Source organism: Klebsiella sp. 10982 (assembly GCF_048589245.1).
GTDB classification, from domain to species: Bacteria; Pseudomonadota; Gammaproteobacteria; order Enterobacterales; family Enterobacteriaceae; genus Klebsiella; species Klebsiella quasivariicola.
The window spans coordinates 1-18,418 of the sequence record NZ_JBMAXV010000032.1; the positions used below are offsets into that span (position 1 = coordinate 1).

Below are 18,418 nucleotides of genomic sequence, written 5' to 3' on the forward strand. Positions count from 1 at the left end.
TCAGCCGCTATCCGGGGAGCGCCAGCGGCGCTTATACCGGCTGCTGATGGTGGGTGAAGCGCGAGGCCAGCGGCAGCCAGCACAGCAGAATCAACAGGCCCATCAGCATCATCAGCAGACCGAGACTACCCTGACCGGTTTGCGGCATCATCGCCGACAGCCAGGCCAGCACACCGGAGCCGATATTCTGCAAGCCGCCAACCAGCGCCCCGGCGGTACCGGCGAGGAACGGGAATGGCTCCATTGCGCCGCTGGTGGCCAGCGGGAACAACATTCCGGCGCCGAAGAAGAACAGCGCTGCAGGCACCAGCAGGGTCCAGACGGTCATGATGCCCAGCAGCCCCGGGATCCACATCATCAAACCCGCCAGCAGGCAGCAGATAACCGACTGCCACATCAGCGTCGGGAAACGCTTGTTCGGGCGGCCGGCAAACCAGGCGCCGAAGAAGGCCGCCGGGATTGGCAGAATGAACAAAATACTCACCGCCATGCTGCTCAGGCCGAGCACCGCGCCCATCAGCACCCCGGAGCAGGCTTCGAATACCGCGATCCCTGCCAGACCGCCGATCAGCATTAACAGGTAACAGTTAAAGGCGCCGGTGCCGAACAGGGTTTTATAGCTGGCCAGAAGTTTGGTGCGCGGTGCGCCCTCCGGCCGCGTTTCCGGCATCCACTTCGCCATACTGAAGGTCACGCCAGCGCACAGGACCAGCAGGAAGGCGTAACAGGCGCGCCAGCTCCACAGGGTGTCGAGGATGCCGCCGAGCAGCGGCGCTATCAGCGGGCTGACCAGAATACCCATATTTAACAGGCTATTGGCATGACGCAGCTGAGCGCCTTCGTACAGATCGCGGGGCAGGGTGCGCGCCATCACGCCGCCGACCCCGGTGCCCATCCCCTGCATGGCGCTGGCGGCGATCAGCACCGGCAGGCTATGGGTGGTGATAGCTACCAGCGTCGCCAGCATAAAAATCGACATCCCAACGAGGATCACCGGTCGGCGACCGACGCGGTCGGAGAGCGGGCCGTAAAACAGCTGCGAAATGCCGTAGGTCAGCAGGTAAGCCGCCATCACGCTTTGTACTGCCCCTTCGCGGACGTTCAGCGCGACCGCCATGTCGGCGATGGCCGGAATATAAATGGTCTGCGCCATCTGGCCGACGGCCACCAGCAGTACCAGCATCAACAACAAATTGAAGTTCTTATGCCGTTTCATGTCGATGAATACTTTGAGAGTAAAGAGAAATAAAGAATATGTGACTGGCACATCCCGAAAACGATGGAGGAATCTACCATATAAAAATGACAGAACAACTGCATAGTACCGATTGTTGAGAGAGGGGCAGGCAGATTATGTAAACAGGAACGGCAACTAATGTTGCCAATTCACGCTACGCCAGGCGCAGGAGGATCGCCCCGGCGGCGATTCCGCAGGCGGCCACGATGCGCAGCGGCATCAGTTGCTCTTTCAGGACGATAAAGGCGATCAGCGCGCCGAACAGAATGGAGGTTTCGCGTAGGGCGGCGACCACCGCCAGCGGGGCCTGGGTCATCGCCCATAGCGCCAGGCCGTAGGAGCCCATGGTGCCGACACCGCCGAGGATGCCCTTTTTCCAGTGCTGGCGTAAATAACGACTGGCCTCACGCCGCCGCGCCACCATGGCCCAGCACAGCAGGCAGAAGCCGTTCATAAAAAAGGTCCACAGGGTATAGCCGAGCGCAGAGCCCGCCAGCCGGACGCCGGTGCCGTCCACCAGCGTATAGCCGGCGATGAAGCAGGCGTTGATCAGTGCCAGCACGATGCCTTTGCGGGAGCTGGCGCGGCCGTTGAAGGCCATCGCCAGAATCGCCAGGCAGATCACGCCGATGCCCAGCCAGGCCAGAGGCGACAGGCGATCGCCGAGGAACAGCACGCTTATCGCCGCCACCAGCAGCGGCGCGGTGCCGCGCATTAGCGGATAGGTCTGGCTCATATCCGACACCTGATAGGTCTTCGCCACCAGCACCGTATACACCACCTGTAACGCGCACGACGCCAGCAGATAGGGGGCGCTGGCAAGCGTGGGCTGCGGGGCAAAGGGCAGCATCACCAGGGCGATCAGCGAGGCCGAGCCGCTGACGCCGATCGCCGCGTACATTTTATCGCCGCTGGCTTTGACAATCGCGTTCCAGCTGGCGTGCAGCAGGGCGGCGAACAGCAAAATGCAGAATACGGTGAGGGTCATCGCAGACAGGTTCAACAGTGAAGGTCACCGGACTGTAACACGCGCCCATGCCGCCTGCCAGAGGCGGCTAAAGTGAACAAAACAGGCGATGTGTGACCCGCGGTTCATCGTACACCGGGCGAAAGCCAAGCCTTTCATAAAAGGGCCAGGCCTGCGCCGGGGCATGGGTGTTGAGAAAGTCGAACCAGGCGCTGGAGTGGGTAATGACCGAGACCAGCAGCTGCTGGCCGATGCCCCGGCGGCGGTAGCGTTCGCTGATGTAGAGATGACGAATACGCCCGACCCGCGGCTGCGGACTGAAGGGATCGCTATTGATGCCGCATACCCCTACCAGCTGGTGGTTCACGAAAGCGCCCAGCAGGGCTTCGCCCGGCGCGTTAAAGCGGTTTTTGCCGCTCTGCCAGTTTTCCGCCAGGCGGCGCAGCATGTTGAAATGCTGTTCGACACTTTCAGTGCGCAATGCCCCGAACCCCGGGGCATCCGGCGTCGTGGCGGCAATTAATAGCGGTGGCATAGCTTCCTCCATCAAGTCATCCCGGGACGCCCGGCGGGCGCCTGCAGGGGGGCGGTTTCCCGCCCCCCTCAGGTGCGACTTGAACCTGAATCAGCGGAACTGTTTCAGGACTGCATCAAGTAGTTGCAACACAGCAACCATGAGTTTCAGGATTAAAATAATAATATCCATTCCGCCCATACGCGCGTCTCCTGTGGTTAAGGAGCACAATAAGCTGACGTACCTTTCCGCTGCCCGTTGCCAGCTTATCCCTGGCTGCCGCAGGCGGCGTCTGCCCTGGCCGATAGTTCGTCCTTTCCATGGACGGCTTCCCGGCCCGCCGCCTGCAACGACAGGGGTGCGCAGCGCAGAACCACGCGTTGCCGCGCGGGCCAGACACTGCACGTTGTTGACGTAACACAGTGTGCTCTCTCGGGGTTAAGGCACTGACGGCACCACCCGTTTCAGCCAGGACTTCGTTGCGCCGGTCAAACTTGCGGCCCCCGAATGGCACAAAGTGAACACACCCAGTATAGATAAATACTGTATGGATGAACAGTATTTTTTGGACAAATGCGCCTCTCTCACCCATACTCTATGACAGAGAAAAACCGGCCTTAAATTGCGCGAACTGCAGCGATCGCGTATACTTTTGGCGTTGACGTAATACAGTGTGCTTGCGGCTACCAACCTTAAACATGCTGATCAAAACCTCGCTCCGGCGGGGTTTTTTGTTTTCAGCCCTTTTTGCGGCGAATTGTGATCTTTCGCGCAAATTTTCGTGGATGAAAATAAATCCATTGTGAAAACGTAAAACCTGTGTTTGTATAAATTCAGCTTATTTATTGACACAACAGGTCCCTAATGAACGCAACCCTGATCGCTTCGACCCTACTAAAAACCGCGCCTGCCGCGGTGGTCGTCGTGTCTGTGGTGGTCGTCGTCGGCAATGCGCCGTAGGGTCCGGAACAACACGAATTCCAAACCCCGCCGGCGCAAACCGAGCGGGGTTTTTTGTTGGCGAGCCCCCCGGTAAAGTCGGCCCAGAAGAAAAGGACTGGAGCATGGCAAGTTCGGGCACCACATCAAACACAATGCGCTTTACCGGCGCGCAGCTGGTTGTTCATTTACTGGAACGCCAGGGTATCACTATGGTCAGCGGCATTCCGGGCGGCTCCATTCTGCCTATCTATGATGCCTTGAGCCAAAGCACGCAGATCCGCCACATCCTGGCGCGCCACGAGCAGGGGGCGGGTTTTATCGCTCAGGGGATGGCGCGTACCGAAGGTAAACCCGCAGTCTGTATGGCCTGTAGCGGCCCTGGCGCCACCAACCTGATTACCGCCATCGCCGATGCCCGCCTCGATTCTATTCCGCTGGTCTGCATCACCGGGCAGGTTCCGGCCTCAATGATCGGCACCGACGCCTTCCAGGAAGTCGATACCTACGGCATCTCTATCCCCATCACTAAGCATAACTACCTGGTGCGCGATATCGCCGAGCTGCCGCAGGTGATTAGCGACGCCTTCCGTATTGCCCAGTCCGGGCGCCCCGGGCCGGTGTGGATAGATATTCCTAAGGACGTACAGTCGGCGACGATTGAACTGGAAACGCTGCCTGAGCCTGGCGAGTGCGCCCCGGCACCGGCATGCGCGCCTGAAAGCGTGCGTGAAGCGGCGGCAATGATCAACGCGGCGAAACGCCCGGTACTGTATCTGGGCGGCGGCGTGATTAACGCGCCGCAGCCGATCCGTGAGCTGGCGGAAAAAGCCAACCTGCCGACCACCATGACCTTAATGGCGCTGGGTATGCTGCCGAAGGCGCATCCGTTGTCGCTGGGGATGCTGGGGATGCACGGCGCGCGCAGCACTAACTTTATTCTGCAAGAGGCTGATTTACTGATTGTTTTAGGCGCGCGTTTTGATGACCGGGCGATTGGCAAGACCGAGCAGTTCTGCCCGAACGCGAAGATTATTCACGTCGATATCGACCGCTCGGAGCTTGGCAAAATTAAGCAACCGCACGTAGCGATTCAGGGCGATGTGGCGGAGGTCTTGGCCCAGCTTATTCCGCAGATTGAGGCGCAGCCGCGTGCTGAGTGGCGCCAGCTGGTGGCTGATTTACAAAGAGAATTCCCCTGCGCCATTCCGCAGGAAAGCGACCCGCTCTCCCATTACGGCCTGATTAACGCCGTGGCCGCCTGCGTTGACGACGAGGCGATTATCACCACCGACGTTGGCCAGCATCAGATGTGGACGGCGCAGGCCTATCCGCTCAACCGTCCGCACCAGTGGCTGACTTCCGGCGGTCTCGGTACCATGGGCTTCGGCCTGCCGGCGGCCATCGGCGCGGCGCTGGCGAATCCGCAGCGCAAGGTTATCTGCTTCTCCGGCGACGGCAGCCTGATGATGAATATTCAGGAGATGGCCACCGCCGCTGAAAATCAGCTGGATGTAAAAATTATCCTGCTGAACAACGAAGCGCTGGGGCTGGTGCATCAGCAGCAGAGCCTGTTCTATCAGCAGGGCGTTTTTGCCGCCACCTATCCGGGGATGATTAACTTTATGCAGATCGCTGCCGGTTTTGGTCTGCAAACCTGTGATTTAAATAACGAAGCCGATCCGCAGGCGGCGCTGCAGGCGATCATTGACCGTCCGGGGCCGGCGCTGATCCACGTGCGCATCGACGCGCAGCAGAAAGTGTATCCGATGGTACCGCCGGGTGCGGCCAATACTGAGATGGTGGGGGAATAAGCCATGCAAAAACAATGTGATAACGTCATTCTGGAACTCACCGTCCGCAACCACCCCGGCGTCATGACCCACGTCTGCGGGCTATTTGCCCGCCGGGCGTTTAACGTCGAAGGCATTCTCTGTCTGCCGATTCAGGGCAGCGAACACAGCCGCATCTGGCTGCTGGTAAACGACGATCAGCGTCTCGGGCAGATGATTAGCCAGATTGAAAAGCTGGAAGATGTCACTAAAGTGGCGCGCAACCAGTCCGATCCCACCATGTTTAACAAAATTGCGGTGTTCTTCGAGTGAATCGCGCAAGGCTTGAACGGTAAGGTGCTTATGGTTAAGGTAAGCGCCTTTGCCGGATGGCGCTGCGCTGATCCGGCCTACAGGGAGTGGATCCGTAGGCCGGATAAGGCGTTTACGCCGCCATCCGGCGCTTTCAGGCACCAGGAAACACCATGACTACCATCGCCCTTATTGACGATCATTTGATTGTCCGCTCCGGTTTTGCTCAGCTGCTGGGGCTGGAAGCTGATTTTCAGGTTGTCGCTGAATTCGGCTGCGGCCGCGAGGCGCTGGCGGGGCTACCGGGGCGCGGCGTGCAGGTCTGTATCTGCGATATCTCAATGCCGGATATTTCCGGGCTGGAGCTGCTAAGCCAGCTGCCGAAGGGGATGGCGACCATCATGCTGTCGGTACACGACAGCCCGGCGCTGATCGAGCAGGCGCTGAACGCCGGCGCGCGCGGCTTCCTGTCGAAACGCTGCAGTCCGGATGAACTGATTGCCGCAGTGCGCACGGTGGCGGCGGGCGGTTGTTATCTCACGCCGGATATCGCCATGAAGCTGGCCGCCGGGCGCCAGGATCCGCTCACCAAACGCGAACGCCAGGTGGCGGAAAAGCTGGCGCAGGGGATGGCGGTGAAAGAGATCGCCGCCGAGCTCGGCCTGTCGCCGAAAACCGTTCACGTTCACCGCGCCAACCTGCTGGAAAAACTGGGCGTCAGTAACGACGTTGAGCTGGCGCGCCGCATGTTCGATAGCTGGCAATGAACACCGTCGTTTCGCGCTTGCTGTCGGTGATCGGCTGCGCCTTTATCTTCTCAGCCGCCTGGTTCTGCCTGTGGAGCATCAGTCTGCATCTGGTGGAACGCGCGGACCTGGCGGTGCTGCTGTTTCCCTTTGGCCTGCGTTTAGGGCTGATGCTGCAGTGCCAGCGTGGCTACTGGCCGGTGCTGCTGGGCGCCGAGTGGCTGCTTATCTTTTGGCTGGCGCAGGAAGTGGCGCTGGCGCACCCGATAATATTGATGACCGGAAGTCTGCTGACCCTGCTGCCGGTAGCGTTGATTTCACGCTATCGCCATCAGCGCGACTGGCTGACATTGTTGCGCCAGGGCGGGGCGCTGATCGCCGCCTCGCTGCTGCAATCGCTGCCGTGGTTGGCGCAAGGGAGCGAAGGATTGACCGCGCTGTTGTTGACCCTGACCGGCGGCCTGACCCTGGCGCCGACCTGCCTGGTTATCTGGCACTATCTTACCAGCACCGTCTGGCGGCCGCTGGGACCGTCGCTGGTGTCGCAGCCGGTTAACTGGCGCGGCCGGCATCTGATCTGGTACCTGCTGCTCTTTACCGTCAGCCTGTGGCTACAGCTCGGGTTGCCCGCCGAACTCTCCCGCTTTACCCCTTTTTGTCTGGCGCTGCCGATTATCGCTCTCGCCTGGCACTATGGCTGGCAGGGGGCGCTGATCGCCACCCTGATGAACGCCATCGCGCTGATTGCCAGCCAGACCTGGCACGATCACCCGGTTGATTTATTGCTTTCACTGCTGGCCCAGAGCCTGACCGGACTGCTGCTGGGAGCAGGGATCCAGCGATTGCGCGAGCTTAACCTGTCGCTACAGAACGAGCTGGCGCGTAATCGGCGGCTGGCGGAACGCCTGCTGGAAACGGAAGAGAGCGTGCGGCGCGACGTGGCGCGCGAGCTGCACGATGATATTGGCCAGACTATCACGGCAATTCGCACCCAGGCGGGGATCGTGCAGCGTCTGGCGCCACACAACGGTAGCGTACGGCAGAGCGGCCAGCTGATAGAACAACTGTCGCTGGGGGTTTACGACTCCGTGCGAAGACTGCTGGGTCGTCTGCGTCCGCGCCAGCTTGACGATCTGCCGCTTGAACAGGCGATACGTTCGTTGATGCGCGAAATGGAACTGGAAGACCGCGGCATCGTCAGCCACCTTGAATGGCGGATTAACGAGGCGGGGCTGAGCGAAAACCAGCGCGTGACGCTGTTTCGCGTTTGCCAGGAGGGGCTGAATAATATCGTCAAGCACGCCAGCGCCAGCGCCGTCACCCTCCAGGGCTGGCAGCAGGATGGGCGATTGATGCTGGTGCTGGAGGATGACGGCTGCGGCCTGCCGCCGGGCTCGAATCTGCAGGGGTTCGGCCTGACCGGCATGCGCGAGCGTGTGACCGCGCTGGGCGGTACGTTAACTATCTCCTGCACCCACGGTACCCGGGTGTGCGTCAATCTACCGCTGCGTTACGTCTGAGAGGAGCGCCGATGTTTGCCTTTTTAAAAGCGCCGCCGGACGCCGCGCCGATTAGCGATAAACGCGAGCTGGACGAGCGTTATCGTTACTGGCGTCGACATATTCTGCTCACTATCTGGCTGGGTTATGCGCTGTTTTATTTCACCCGCAAAAGCTTTAATGCCGCGGTTCCGGAAATTCTGGCCAGCAATGTGCTGACCCGCAGCGATATCGGCCTGCTGGCCACGCTGTTTTACATCACTTACGGACTGTCGAAATTTTTCTCCGGTATCGTCAGCGACCGCTCCGACGCCCGCTATTTTATGGGGCTGGGGCTTATCGCTACCGGGGTGGTGAATATCCTGTTTGGTTTTTCCACCTCGCTGTGGGCTTTCGCGCTGCTGTGGGCGCTGAATGCCTTCTTCCAGGGCTGGGGCTCGCCGGTGTGCGCCCGGCTGCTGACGGCCTGGTATTCGCGGACCGAACGCGGCGGCTGGTGGGCGCTGTGGAATACCGCGCATAACGTCGGCGGCGCGCTGATCCCGATGGTCGTGGGGGCGGCGGCGCTGCACTACGGCTGGCGCGCGGGGATGATGATTGCCGGCTGTCTGGCGATCCTCGCCGGACTGTATCTGTGCTGGCGGCTGCGCGATCGCCCGCAGGCGGTGGGGTTACCCGCCGTAGGCGACTGGCGTCACGATGCGCTGGAAATCGCCCAGCAGCAGGAAGGCGCCGGGCTGACGCGTAAAGAGATCCTGACCCGCTACGTGCTGGCCAATCCCTACATCTGGCTGCTGTCGCTGTGCTATGTGCTGGTGTACGTGGTGCGGGCGGCGATTAACGACTGGGGTAATCTGTATATGTCGGAGACGCTCGGCGTCGATCTGGTGACCGCTAACTCGGCGGTGACCATGTTTGAGCTGGGCGGTTTTATCGGCGCGCTGGTGGCGGGATGGGGCTCGGATAAACTGTTTAACGGCAATCGCGGGCCGATGAACCTGATTTTCGCCGCCGGAATTTTGCTGTCGGTTGGCGGGCTGTGGCTGATGCCTTTCGCCAGCTATGTCATGCAGGCGGCCTGCTTCTTCACCACCGGGTTCTTCGTTTTCGGCCCGCAGATGCTGATCGGCATGGCGGCGGCGGAATGTTCGCATAAAGAAGCCGCCGGGGCGGCGACCGGGTTTGTCGGCCTGTTCGCTTATCTTGGCGCCTCGCTTTCCGGCTGGCCGCTGGCGCAGGTGATGGATATCTGGCACTGGACCGGATTCTTCGTGGTGATTGCGATTGCCGCCGGCATTTCCGCGCTGCTGCTGCTGCCGTTTTTAAACGCGCAGGCGCCGCGTACCGCCAGCGAAGCGTGATGTAGCTCACCCTTTCGCCGCGAACGGGGCAAAACTAAGAAATTTTCCCGGTTTCACCTGGACGCCGTCTCAGGCCAGACGGCGCGCTGGTTTTTACAATGCCTGGTTATGACGCAGGCATAAAAAATCAGCTCAGGAGATACCCATGCTGGCCTTTCTGAATCAGGTGCGCAAGCCGACCCTGGATCTGCCGCTCGACGTGCGGCGCAAAATGTGGTTCAAACCTTTCATGCAGTCCTACCTGGTGGTCTTCATCGGCTACCTGACCATGTATCTGATCCGCAAGAACTTTAACATCGCGCAGAACGACATGATCTCCACCTACGGGTTGAGCATGACGCAGCTGGGGATGATTGGCCTGGGCTTTTCCATCACCTACGGCGTGGGCAAGACGCTGGTCTCTTATTATGCCGACGGTAAAAACACCAAGCAGTTCCTGCCGTTTATGCTGATCCTCTCCGCCATCTGTATGCTGGGCTTTAGCGCCAGTATGGGGGCGGGTTCAACCAGCCTGTTCCTGATGATCGCCTTCTATGCGCTGAGCGGTTTCTTCCAGAGCACCGGCGGCTCGTGCAGCTACTCGACTATCACCAAGTGGACGCCGCGCCGCAAACGCGGCACCTTCCTTGGGTTCTGGAATATTTCTCATAACCTCGGCGGCGCAGGCGCGGCGGGCGTAGCGCTGCTTGGCGCCAACTACCTGTTCGATGGTCACGTCATCGGTATGTTTATCTTCCCGTCGATTATCGCGCTGATTGTGGGCTTTATCGGCCTGCGGTTTGGTAGCGACTCTCCGGAAGCCTATGGACTCGGCACGGCGGAGGAGCTGTTTGGCGAAGCGATCAGCGAAGAGGACAAAGAGACCGAAGAGAACGCGATGACCAAATGGCAAATCTTTGTCGAGTACGTGCTGAAAAACAAAGTGATTTGGCTGCTGTGCTTCTCCAACATTTTCCTCTACGTGGTACGTATCGGCATCGATCAGTGGTCCACCGTCTATGCCTTCCAGGAGCTGAAGCTGTCTAAAGAGGTGGCGATTCAGGGCTTTACTCTGTTTGAAGTCGGCGCGCTGGTTGGCACGCTGCTGTGGGGCTGGCTGTCGGATCTGGCCAATGGCCGCCGCGCGCTGGTAGCCTGCGTCGCGTTGGCGCTGATTATCGCCACCCTCGGGGTTTATCAACACGCCAGCAACCAGTATGTCTATCTGGCCTCACTGTTTGCGCTGGGCTTCCTGGTGTTTGGTCCGCAGCTGTTGATCGGCGTCGCCGCCGTCGGCTTCGTGCCGAAAAAAGCGATCGGCGCCGCCGATGGAATCAAGGGCACCTTCGCCTATCTGATCGGCGATAGCTTCGCCAAGCTGGGTCTCGGGATGATCGCCGACGGCACGCCGGTCTTCGGCCTGACCGGCTGGGCCGGCACCTTTGCGGCGCTGGACGCCGCCGCCATCGGCTGTATCTGCCTGATGGCCATCGTGGCTATCTTCGAAGAGCGTAAAATTCGCCGCGAGAAAAAGAACCGTATTTTGCAGACTGCCTGATTCACCAGGTATTTGGTAACCTTGCCCGGCCTTCGCGCCGGGCTTTTTTATTGTTCTTGCTGGCTGGATTGCAGGAGTAGCTCCCGCAGCCACTGCTGCGCCGGGTCATGATGGTTACGCTCGTGCCAGGCCATGCTTTTGGTGAAACCCGGGATCGTCAGCGGCGGTGGGGCTATTTTCATGCCGCTGGCTCTTTTCGCCAGTCGGCGCGGTACCACGGCGATCATGTCGCTCACCGCCAGTATTTCCGGCAACACCAGGAAACTGCTCACCGACAATCCCACCCGCCGGGTTCGACCAAGCGCCGCCAGCGCGTCGTCGGTCACGCCGCGAAAGCTATCGCCCTGCCATGAAACCAGCACATGTTCCAGCGCACAGAAGCGGTCGAGCGTCAGCGGCTGGCTGGCCTGCGGATGGTCTTCGCGCATCAGACAGACATAGTCTTCCTGATACAGCGCCCGGCTGTGCAGCGCCGGCGGCGTATCGTGGGGCGTCAATAGCGCAATATCTACTTCACCACGTTCGGACTGTGCCAGCAGCGTGGCCGGTGATTCGGGAATGATGCGCACGCGGATACCCGGCGCCAGTGGCTTCAGCGCGGCGATAAATGGCACGATCACTGCTTTCAACGCATAATCCGTCGCGGCGATGGTCCAGGTAAAATTGGCTTCCAGCGGCTCGAAGATGGCGGGTTGCAACAGGGTTTCAGCATCGATCAGCAGCTGCTTTACCGGAGCCGCCAGCGCCTGAGCGCGCAGTGTCGGCACCATACCGTGTGGGGCGCGGATAAACAGCGGGTCATTAAAGGCGTCGCGCAGGCGGGTGAGCATGCCGCTGACCGCCGGCTGGGTGAGCGCCAGCCGCGCTGCCGCCCGGGTGACGCTGCGCTCATCGAGCAGCGCATCCAGGGCTTTCAGCAGGTTGAGATCGAGGTTTCTGATATCAGATTTCATGATAGCTATCCGCAAACGCGATAAGTCACATTATGGTATGCCCGGTAGTCGACAGCAGGCAAATTCCCATTATGATAGTGAGGCTGCGATTGGATGAGAGGATGCATGATCTGGATAGGACTGGCCACCCTGGTAGTGGTATTTGTTGTGGGATTTCGGGTGCTTACCTCTGATTCACGCCGCGCGATTCGTCGCCTGAGCGAACGCCTTGGCATTACGCCTGTTCCGCTGGAATCGATGATCGATCAGCTGGGAAAAACCGCCGGTAATGAGTATTTGCGCTACCTGGAGCGGCCGAATGAAGCGCATCTGCAGAACGCCGCACAGGTACTGCTGATCTGGCAGACCGCTATCGTCGATGCCAGCGAAAAAAACCTGCATTACTGGTATCGCCTGATGCAAAAAGCGCGTTTAGCGGCGCCGATTACCGACGCGCAAATTCGTCTTGCGCAAGGGTTTCTGCGCGACCTGGATCCGGATGCAAGCGATTTGCATAACCTACAGCAGCGTTATAACGCGCTGTTTCTGCCGGAAGACGGCGTGCACTGGCTGCACTGATATCATAATTTCTTATGTGTATTATCAAGGATGATGATTCGATTTATATCACTCACCGACGCATGATTAACCTCGTTAAAACAATCGTTCACGAGGTTAATCATGAAACAGCCCCTGCTGCAAAGCGCCATCGTCTGGCCGGAAGAGTATCTGCCAGGTACGACCGACAATTTTGCCTCTAATGAAATTATCGTTAGCGGCCTGACGGCAGCTCAGATATGGGCGCAGCTCGATGACACCACGCTGTGGCCGGGCTATTACAGCAACGTTGCCGATATCCATTTCCATGACGGCAGCGGCCCGACCCTCAGCGCCAACGCCCGTTTCCGCTTCAGCACCTTCGGCTTCCCGATTGAGGCGCAGATTACAGAGTATGTACCTCCCGCTGCCGGGCAGGCGGCGCGCGTAGCCTGGCACGGCTGGGCGGAAGGGGATGCAACGACGCGTCTTGATGTGATCCACGCGTGGCTATTTGAAGATTTGCCCGGCGGGCGCGTACGTATCCTCACCCAGGAGTCGCAAAAAGGCGTTCCGGCGCAGGAGTTGGCGCGTACCTTGCCCAATCCGATGATTAACGGTCACCAGGAGTGGATCTGCGGGCTGGTGAAATCGGCTCGCGGTGAGTAAATCCGAGTGCCGGATGGCGGCTGCGCCTTATCCGGCCTACGGTTTCCGCACTCGTCACTTGTAGGCCGGATAAGCGTAAGCGCCATCCGGCAGAATGGCGAAGGCTATATTCTCAGGCTATCCCTTTGTATCATGCCGTGAAAAGCGATGAGAGTTGTGAAAACGTTAAATTCGTCACAAACAAAATGTTACACTGCGCGGCTTTCAGCCACTTTCTTCGCAGGTCACTCATGAGTCATTCAAATGAAGCCAAACCCCATGCACGCGAGCTGGCGCGACCAAACTGGTCGGCGGTTTTCGCGGTTGCTTTCTGCGTTGCCTGCCTGATTACCGTCGAATTTCTACCGGTCAGTCTGCTGACGCCGATGGCGCTGGATTTAGGCATCTCCGAAGGGATGGCCGGGCAGTCGGTGACGACGACGGCATTCGTCGCGATGTTCTCCAGCCTGTTTATCACCACGGTTATCGGCAAAACCGATCGCCGCTACGTGGTGATCCTGTTTTCGCTGCTGCTGACCCTTTCCTGCCTGCTGGTATCGTTTGCCGATAGCTTCACCCTGCTGCTGCTGGGGCGCGCCTGTCTGGGCCTGGCGCTCGGCGGTTTCTGGGCGATGTCGGCCTCGCTGACCATGCGGCTGGTGCCGATGCGCGTGGTGCCGAAAGCGCTGTCGATTATCTTCGGCGCGGTATCAATCGCGCTGGTGATCGCCGCCCCATTGGGCAGTTTCCTTGGCGGGCTTATCGGCTGGCGCAACGTCTTTAACGGCGCGGCGGTGATGGGCGTGCTGTGTACGCTCTGGGTGCTGAAAGCGCTGCCGTCGCTGCCCGGTGAATCGGCGGCTCAGCAGCAAAATATGTTTGGTCTGCTGAAGCGTCCGGGGGTGATGGCCGGGATGTGCGCCATTTTCATGGCCTTTGCCGGACAGTTCGCCTTCTTTACCTATATTCGCCCGGTTTACATGACCCTCGCCGGTTTTGACGTCGACGGCCTGACGCTGGTGCTGCTGAGCTTTGGTATCGCCAGCTTTATCGGCACCTCGCTCTCCTCGGTGGTGCTGAAGCGCTCGGTCAAAGCGGCGCTGGCGATTGCGCCGCTGGTGCTGACCGCCTGCGCGGCGGCGCTGGTACTGTGGGGAGAAAGCAAAATCGTCGCCTCAACGGTGGCGATTATCTGGGGCTTCGCGTTTGCGCTGATCCCGGTGGGGTGGTCAACGTGGATCACCCGTTCGCTCTCCGATCAGGCGGAAAAAGCCGGGTCGATTCAGGTGGCGGTGATCCAGCTGGCCAACACCTGCGGCGCCGCGGTCGGCGGCGTTGCGCTCGACCACTTAGGGCTGCTGTCGCCGCTGGTGTTGTCAGGAATATTAATGCTGTTTACCGGCCTGCTGGTAGCGGCCAAAGTGAAGGTGAATTCACCCGCTTAAGGCCGTTCGCCTTTTGCCAGCCGGGCGTTGATGTCGGCAATCACTTCCGGCAGGTCCGCCAGGGTATCAACCACATAGTGAGCCCCGGCGGCATACAGTTTGCCTGCCGCCCGCTCGCGGCGGGTGGCGATTTCCTCTTTCGACATCGCCTGGTACTCCTCCCAGGTAGCGCCGAATTCGTTACCGGACACCGCCAGGCCGACGCTCCACATCCCGGCATGTAACCCTTCGCTGATGCCCGGTGCGGCGTCGTCGACCTTCACGCAGTGGGCCACATCGTCTATGCCCAGGGTAATCACGTTCTGCAGCGCCATCCACGGGCCCGGACGACCGCCGACGGCAAGATCATCGGTGGCGACCCAGTGGTCCGGGGCGTAGCCCTGGGCGGCGGCGGCCGGTACCAGCTTTTCCATCACCGGGCGCGGATAACCCGAGCAGGAGCCAATCTTCAGACCCTCGGCGCGCAGCGCGGCGAGGGTGTCGACAACGCCGGCAATCGGTGCAGAAAAATCGACAACCTTAGCGATTTGCAGCGGCATAAACGCGGCATAGATCGCATCGATATCGGCGGCCGTCATCGCGCGGCCAAATTTGGCCTGCCAGCGGCTATCGACAGCAGGGAGTTTGCCCAGCGCCTCAATGTGCTGCCACTTGCCAAGCCCCATTGGCACGCGGGCCTCTTCAAGGGTGATCTCAATATCGAAGGCCTGGCGGAAGGCCTCGACGAAAATTTGCGTCGGGGCGAAAGAGCCGAAGTCTACGGTGGTGCCTGCCCAGTCAAGGATCAGTGCGCTAATACGGTTCATGGCGGTTCCTTATTGTTTCCAGTACATGGCGTTGTCGATAGCCGCCAGCAGGGCGGTGATATCGGCATCGTAGACTTCGCCAATGTTGCCGATGCGGAAGCAGTCGCTTTGCGATACTTTTCCCGGATAGATAACGAAGCCCTGATCTTTCAGCTTCTGGTAGAAGGTGTGAAAGCGGTACTGCGGCGCATCCGGTGAATAAAAGGCGGTAATAATCGGCGAGTGCAGGCTATCGTCGAGCAGCGGCCGGAAGCCGAGCGCGCGCATTCCGGCGACCAGCCGGCGCTGGTTGTTGCGGTAGCGCCGATGGCGGGCGCTGACGCCGCCCTCCTGCGCCAGCTCTTTCAGCGCCTGGGCGAAGGCCAGCACGGTATGGGTCGGCGAGGTGAAACGCCACTTACCGTGGTTATCTTCCATGCAGCGCCACTGGGCGTACAGATCCAGAGACAGCGAGCGCGAACGGCCTTTGCAGGCGGCCAGCTCCGCTTCGCGGGCAATCACGAAGGCAAAGCCCGGCACGCCCTGAATGCATTTGTTGGCGGAGCTTATCAGGTAATCAATATTCAGCGCGGCGATATCCAACGGAATGCCGCCAAAGCTGCTCATCGCATCGACGATATAGCGTTTATCGTACCGTTTCGCCAGTTCGGCCACCTCTTCGATCGGATTCAGCATGCCGGTGGTGGTTTCGCTATGTACCATCGCGATATGGGTGATCGCCGGGTCGTTCTGCAGGATCTGTTCGATCGCCGCCGCATCAGGGCGTGCGACTTCGCCGCAGTCGTAAGGGTGGCAGGCGATGCCCATCAGCTGCGCCATCTCAATCATACGCGCGCCATAGGCGCCATTGCTGACGATCAACACTTTGCCCTGTTCGCCGATGACGCTGCCGAGTACCGCTTCGACCGCGTAGCTGCCGCTACCCTGCAGCAGCACCGCCGTGTAACCGTCGGCCGGGGTAGCCAACTGCACCAGCTGCTGGCGAATGGTCTGTACCACGCCGAGATTGTAATCATCATCCCAGGTGCAGCTATCGAACAACATCGCCTCTTTCACCGTACGGGAGGTGGTTAACGGGCCGGGGGTCAGCAGCAGGTAGTTCCGTGAAGTCATTTGTCTCACCATTTGGTCTATACCAGATTTGCATTTATCATGGAGACAAAGCCGGGGCAGGGTCAAAGGAAATGTGGCGCTGCAACAAAAAATTCATCTGGCTATGTATAATGAGCGCACGAAAAGTGGCAGTGAGTAAACATGAAATCACCCTCTGGCGAGATGCCGCAATACCTGATGATTAAGGCGCAGCTGCAGGCGCGTATTCAAAACGGCGCCCTCAAAAGCGGCGACAAGCTGCCTTCCGAGCGCGAGCTGTGCGCGCTGTTCAACACGACCCGGATTACGGTGCGTGAGAGCCTGGCGCAGCTGGAGGCCAGCGGCGTGATTTACCGCGCCGACCGCCGCGGCTGGTTCGTGACGCCGGAGCGTCTATGGCTGGATCCGACGCAGAACACCAACTTCCACAAGCTGTGTCTCGAGCAGGGGCGCGAACCGAAAACGGTGCTGCTTGAAGGGTGCTTAACCGCCGTGCCGTTGGACGTGATGGCGCCGCTGGCGCTGCAGCCCTTCGATCAGGTTTACCTGCTGACGCGTCTGCGCTATGCCGACGGCCGGCCGGTGTGCTACTGCGAAAACCACTGTCTGCCCGCGCGGGTGCCTGAGCTGCTGCGCCACGATCTCAACGGCAGTCTGACCGAGATTTATCAAACTCAGTACGACCTGATCTATACCAGTATGCATCTATCGTTTTATCCCACCTCAATGCCGCCGCAGGCCGCAGAGGCGTTGGGGGTGATGGAAGGGCGCCCGGCGCTGCTGTTGCGCCGGCTGAATTACGATCAGCACGGGCGTATTCTCGATTACGATATTGAATACTGGCGGCATGACAGCCTGCGGATCGAAGTCGATACCCATTGATTTTATTGGTTAAATTTTTTGATCTCCCCGGGGCGCTAGCGCGTACCGGGGCTACGCACTTCCCCTCGTTTTAACTCTTCCGACACACTTCTTTCATCGTTTTGTCATAAACCCCCGGTAGCGTGAAGGCAAATCTGGTCTACACCAGAATAACTGACCATCCGATGAGGCTTAAACGATGAAACTCTCCCGACTTGCTCTGCTGTCCCTGTTCGCGCTGACCAGCTCTCCGGTTTGGGCGGACGGCGTCGTCACGGTTTATTCCGCCGATGGCCTGCATGATGGCGATAACAGCTGGTATCAGAGCCAGTTCGCCGCCTTCACCAAAGCGACGGGCATCAAAGTGCAGTATGTGGAAGGCGGCTCCGGCGCGATTGTGGAACGTCTGGCGAAGGAGCGCACCAATCCGCAGGCTGACGTGCTGGTCACGGTGCCGCCGTTTATCCAGCGCGCCGCGAAAGAGCAATTGCTGGCCACCTTTACCCCGCAAGGTAGCGCGCAGATCCCCGGCGCTAACGACCGTTACGCGCCGCTGGTGAACAACTATCTGACCTTCATCTATAACGGCCAGTTGCTGAAAAGCGCGCCGGCCAGCTGGCAGGATCTGCTGGATAGCCGCTACAAGAACAAGTTGCAGTACTCCACGCCGGGGCAGGCGGGCGACGGTACCGCGGTGATGCTGCAGGCGTTCCACAGCCTCGGCGATAAAGACGCCGGTTTTGCGTATCTGAGTAAGCTACAGGCCAATAATGTCGGCCCGTCGGCCTCGACCGGCAAGCTGACGGCGCTGGTCAACAAAGGCGAGCTGTACGTCGCCAATGGCGATCTGCAGATGAACCTGTCGCAGATGGCGCGTAACCCGAACGTTAAAATTTTCTGGCCGGCGGATGACAAAGGCGAGCGCAGCGCGCTGGCGCTGCCCTACACTATCGGGCTGGTGCAGAACGGGCCGAACAGCGAAAACGGCAAGAAGCTGATCAATTTCCTGCTGGATAAACCGGCGCAATCCAGCGTCAGCGCGCGCTCCTGGGGCCTGCCGGTACGCAGCGACGTGGCGCCAGAGGACGCTAACTTTAAGGCGGCGAAAGCGGCGCTCGACGGCGTGAAGCGCTGGGAGCCGAACTGGGATGATGTCGCGGTATCGCTGTCGGCTGACATTGCCCGCTGGCACCAAGTGACCGATAGCGAGTAA

The 18,418-nt window shown here is 59.8% G+C and carries 19 protein-coding genes and 1 pseudogene; 12 read left to right on the forward strand and 8 right to left on the reverse strand.

The features are described from left to right. Window positions 1-31: 31 nt before the first annotated feature. From emrD to ACKLKD_RS20505, 5 genes and pseudogenes are all read right to left on the reverse strand, one after another. Window positions 32-1,216 (reverse strand): multidrug efflux MFS transporter EmrD, encoded by a 1,185-nt coding sequence (gene emrD, locus ACKLKD_RS20485; RefSeq protein ID WP_004181587.1) that lies wholly within the window; start codon window positions 1,214-1,216, stop codon window positions 32-34. A gap of 175 nt (window positions 1,217-1,391) precedes the next feature. Next, the gene (locus ACKLKD_RS20490) at window positions 1,392-2,225 is read right to left on the reverse strand and encodes a DMT family transporter (RefSeq protein WP_080897998.1); all 834 of its coding nucleotides are present in this window, start codon (window positions 2,223-2,225) and stop codon (window positions 1,392-1,394) included. A 67-nt stretch (window positions 2,226-2,292) separates the two neighbouring features. Then, window positions 2,293-2,739, reverse strand: coding sequence for a GNAT family N-acetyltransferase (locus ACKLKD_RS20495; RefSeq protein WP_025713839.1), 447 nt, complete (start codon window positions 2,737-2,739; stop codon window positions 2,293-2,295). 90 nt (window positions 2,740-2,829) lie between these two features. Continuing rightward, window positions 2,830-2,949: a type I toxin-antitoxin system toxin TisB gene (gene tisB, locus ACKLKD_RS20500; RefSeq protein ID WP_004145059.1), complete on the reverse strand. Its 120-nt coding sequence runs from the start codon at window positions 2,947-2,949 to the stop codon at window positions 2,830-2,832. 461 nt (window positions 2,950-3,410) lie between these two features. Then, window positions 3,411-3,570: pseudogene (locus tag ACKLKD_RS20505) on the reverse strand (hypothetical protein). A gap of 12 nt (window positions 3,571-3,582) precedes the next feature. Here ACKLKD_RS20505 and ivbL point away from each other — a divergent pair. The 7 genes from ivbL (at window position 3,583) to uhpT (ending at window position 10,884) form a co-directional block, all read left to right on the forward strand. Further along, entirely contained in the window at window positions 3,583-3,678 is a 96-nt protein-coding gene (gene ivbL, locus ACKLKD_RS20510; RefSeq protein ID WP_002923286.1) for an ilvB operon leader peptide IvbL, read from the forward strand. A gap of 104 nt (window positions 3,679-3,782) precedes the next feature. Continuing rightward, on the forward strand, window positions 3,783-5,471 hold the full coding sequence (gene ilvB, locus ACKLKD_RS20515; RefSeq protein ID WP_080897997.1) for an acetolactate synthase large subunit: 1,689 nt from the start codon (window positions 3,783-3,785) through the stop codon (window positions 5,469-5,471). A gap of 3 nt (window positions 5,472-5,474) precedes the next feature. Then, window positions 5,475-5,762, forward strand: coding sequence for an acetolactate synthase small subunit (gene ilvN / locus ACKLKD_RS20520; RefSeq protein WP_002923283.1), 288 nt, complete (start codon window positions 5,475-5,477; stop codon window positions 5,760-5,762). Between the two features lie 152 nt (window positions 5,763-5,914). Further along, window positions 5,915-6,508 carry a transcriptional regulator UhpA gene (uhpA, locus tag ACKLKD_RS20525; RefSeq protein ID WP_015369064.1) on the forward strand — a complete coding sequence of 198 codons (594 nt, stop codon included), beginning with the start codon at window positions 5,915-5,917 and terminating at the stop codon, window positions 6,506-6,508. A 17-nt stretch (window positions 6,509-6,525) separates the two neighbouring features. Next, window positions 6,526-8,007 (forward strand): signal transduction histidine-protein kinase/phosphatase UhpB, encoded by a 1,482-nt coding sequence (gene uhpB / locus ACKLKD_RS20530; protein WP_165931846.1) that lies wholly within the window; start codon window positions 6,526-6,528, stop codon window positions 8,005-8,007. Between the two features lie 11 nt (window positions 8,008-8,018). After that, window positions 8,019-9,347 carry an MFS transporter gene (locus tag ACKLKD_RS20535; RefSeq protein WP_025713842.1) on the forward strand — a complete coding sequence of 443 codons (1,329 nt, stop codon included), beginning with the start codon at window positions 8,019-8,021 and terminating at the stop codon, window positions 9,345-9,347. Window positions 9,348-9,492: 145 nt separating this feature from the next. Next, entirely contained in the window at window positions 9,493-10,884 is a 1,392-nt protein-coding gene (gene uhpT / locus ACKLKD_RS20540) for a hexose-6-phosphate:phosphate antiporter (RefSeq protein ID WP_025713844.1), read from the forward strand. Window positions 10,885-10,931: 47 nt separating this feature from the next. Here the strand turns inward: uhpT and ACKLKD_RS20545 are convergent, their stop codons facing one another. Then, the gene (locus ACKLKD_RS20545) at window positions 10,932-11,837 is read right to left on the reverse strand and encodes a LysR family transcriptional regulator (RefSeq protein ID WP_022064559.1); all 906 of its coding nucleotides are present in this window, start codon (window positions 11,835-11,837) and stop codon (window positions 10,932-10,934) included. A 105-nt stretch (window positions 11,838-11,942) separates the two neighbouring features. Here ACKLKD_RS20545 and ACKLKD_RS20550 point away from each other — a divergent pair, with 105 nt between their 5' ends. From ACKLKD_RS20550 to nepI, 3 genes are all read left to right on the forward strand, one after another. After that, window positions 11,943-12,395: a DUF1198 family protein gene (locus ACKLKD_RS20550; RefSeq protein ID WP_025713845.1), complete on the forward strand. Its 453-nt coding sequence runs from the start codon at window positions 11,943-11,945 to the stop codon at window positions 12,393-12,395. 102 nt (window positions 12,396-12,497) lie between these two features. Beyond that, window positions 12,498-13,022 carry a hypothetical protein gene (locus ACKLKD_RS20555; protein ID WP_016162009.1) on the forward strand — a complete coding sequence of 175 codons (525 nt, stop codon included), beginning with the start codon at window positions 12,498-12,500 and terminating at the stop codon, window positions 13,020-13,022. Between the two features lie 230 nt (window positions 13,023-13,252). After that, a complete protein-coding gene (gene nepI / locus ACKLKD_RS20560; protein ID WP_025713847.1) occupies window positions 13,253-14,446 on the forward strand; it encodes a purine ribonucleoside efflux pump NepI in 1,194 nt (397 codons plus the stop codon). Here the strand turns inward: nepI and phnX are convergent. After that, the gene (gene phnX, locus ACKLKD_RS20565) at window positions 14,443-15,252 is read right to left on the reverse strand and encodes a phosphonoacetaldehyde hydrolase (protein ID WP_025713848.1); all 810 of its coding nucleotides are present in this window, start codon (window positions 15,250-15,252) and stop codon (window positions 14,443-14,445) included. The two genes, nepI and phnX, sit on opposite strands and share 4 nt — an antisense overlap. Before the next feature lie 9 nt (window positions 15,253-15,261). Then, a complete protein-coding gene (gene phnW / locus ACKLKD_RS20570; protein WP_025713849.1) occupies window positions 15,262-16,365 on the reverse strand; it encodes a 2-aminoethylphosphonate--pyruvate transaminase in 1,104 nt (367 codons plus the stop codon). A gap of 141 nt (window positions 16,366-16,506) precedes the next feature. On the opposite strand from phnW, the gene phnR reads away from it, so the two are divergent. Both phnR and phnS read left to right on the forward strand, forming a co-directional pair. Further along, window positions 16,507-17,226: a phosphonate utilization transcriptional regulator PhnR gene (gene phnR / locus ACKLKD_RS20575; RefSeq protein ID WP_025713850.1), complete on the forward strand. Its 720-nt coding sequence runs from the start codon at window positions 16,507-16,509 to the stop codon at window positions 17,224-17,226. Window positions 17,227-17,404: 178 nt separating this feature from the next. Then, the gene (gene phnS, locus ACKLKD_RS20580) at window positions 17,405-18,418 is read left to right on the forward strand and encodes a 2-aminoethylphosphonate ABC transporter substrate-binding protein (RefSeq protein ID WP_025713851.1); all 1,014 of its coding nucleotides are present in this window, start codon (window positions 17,405-17,407) and stop codon (window positions 18,416-18,418) included.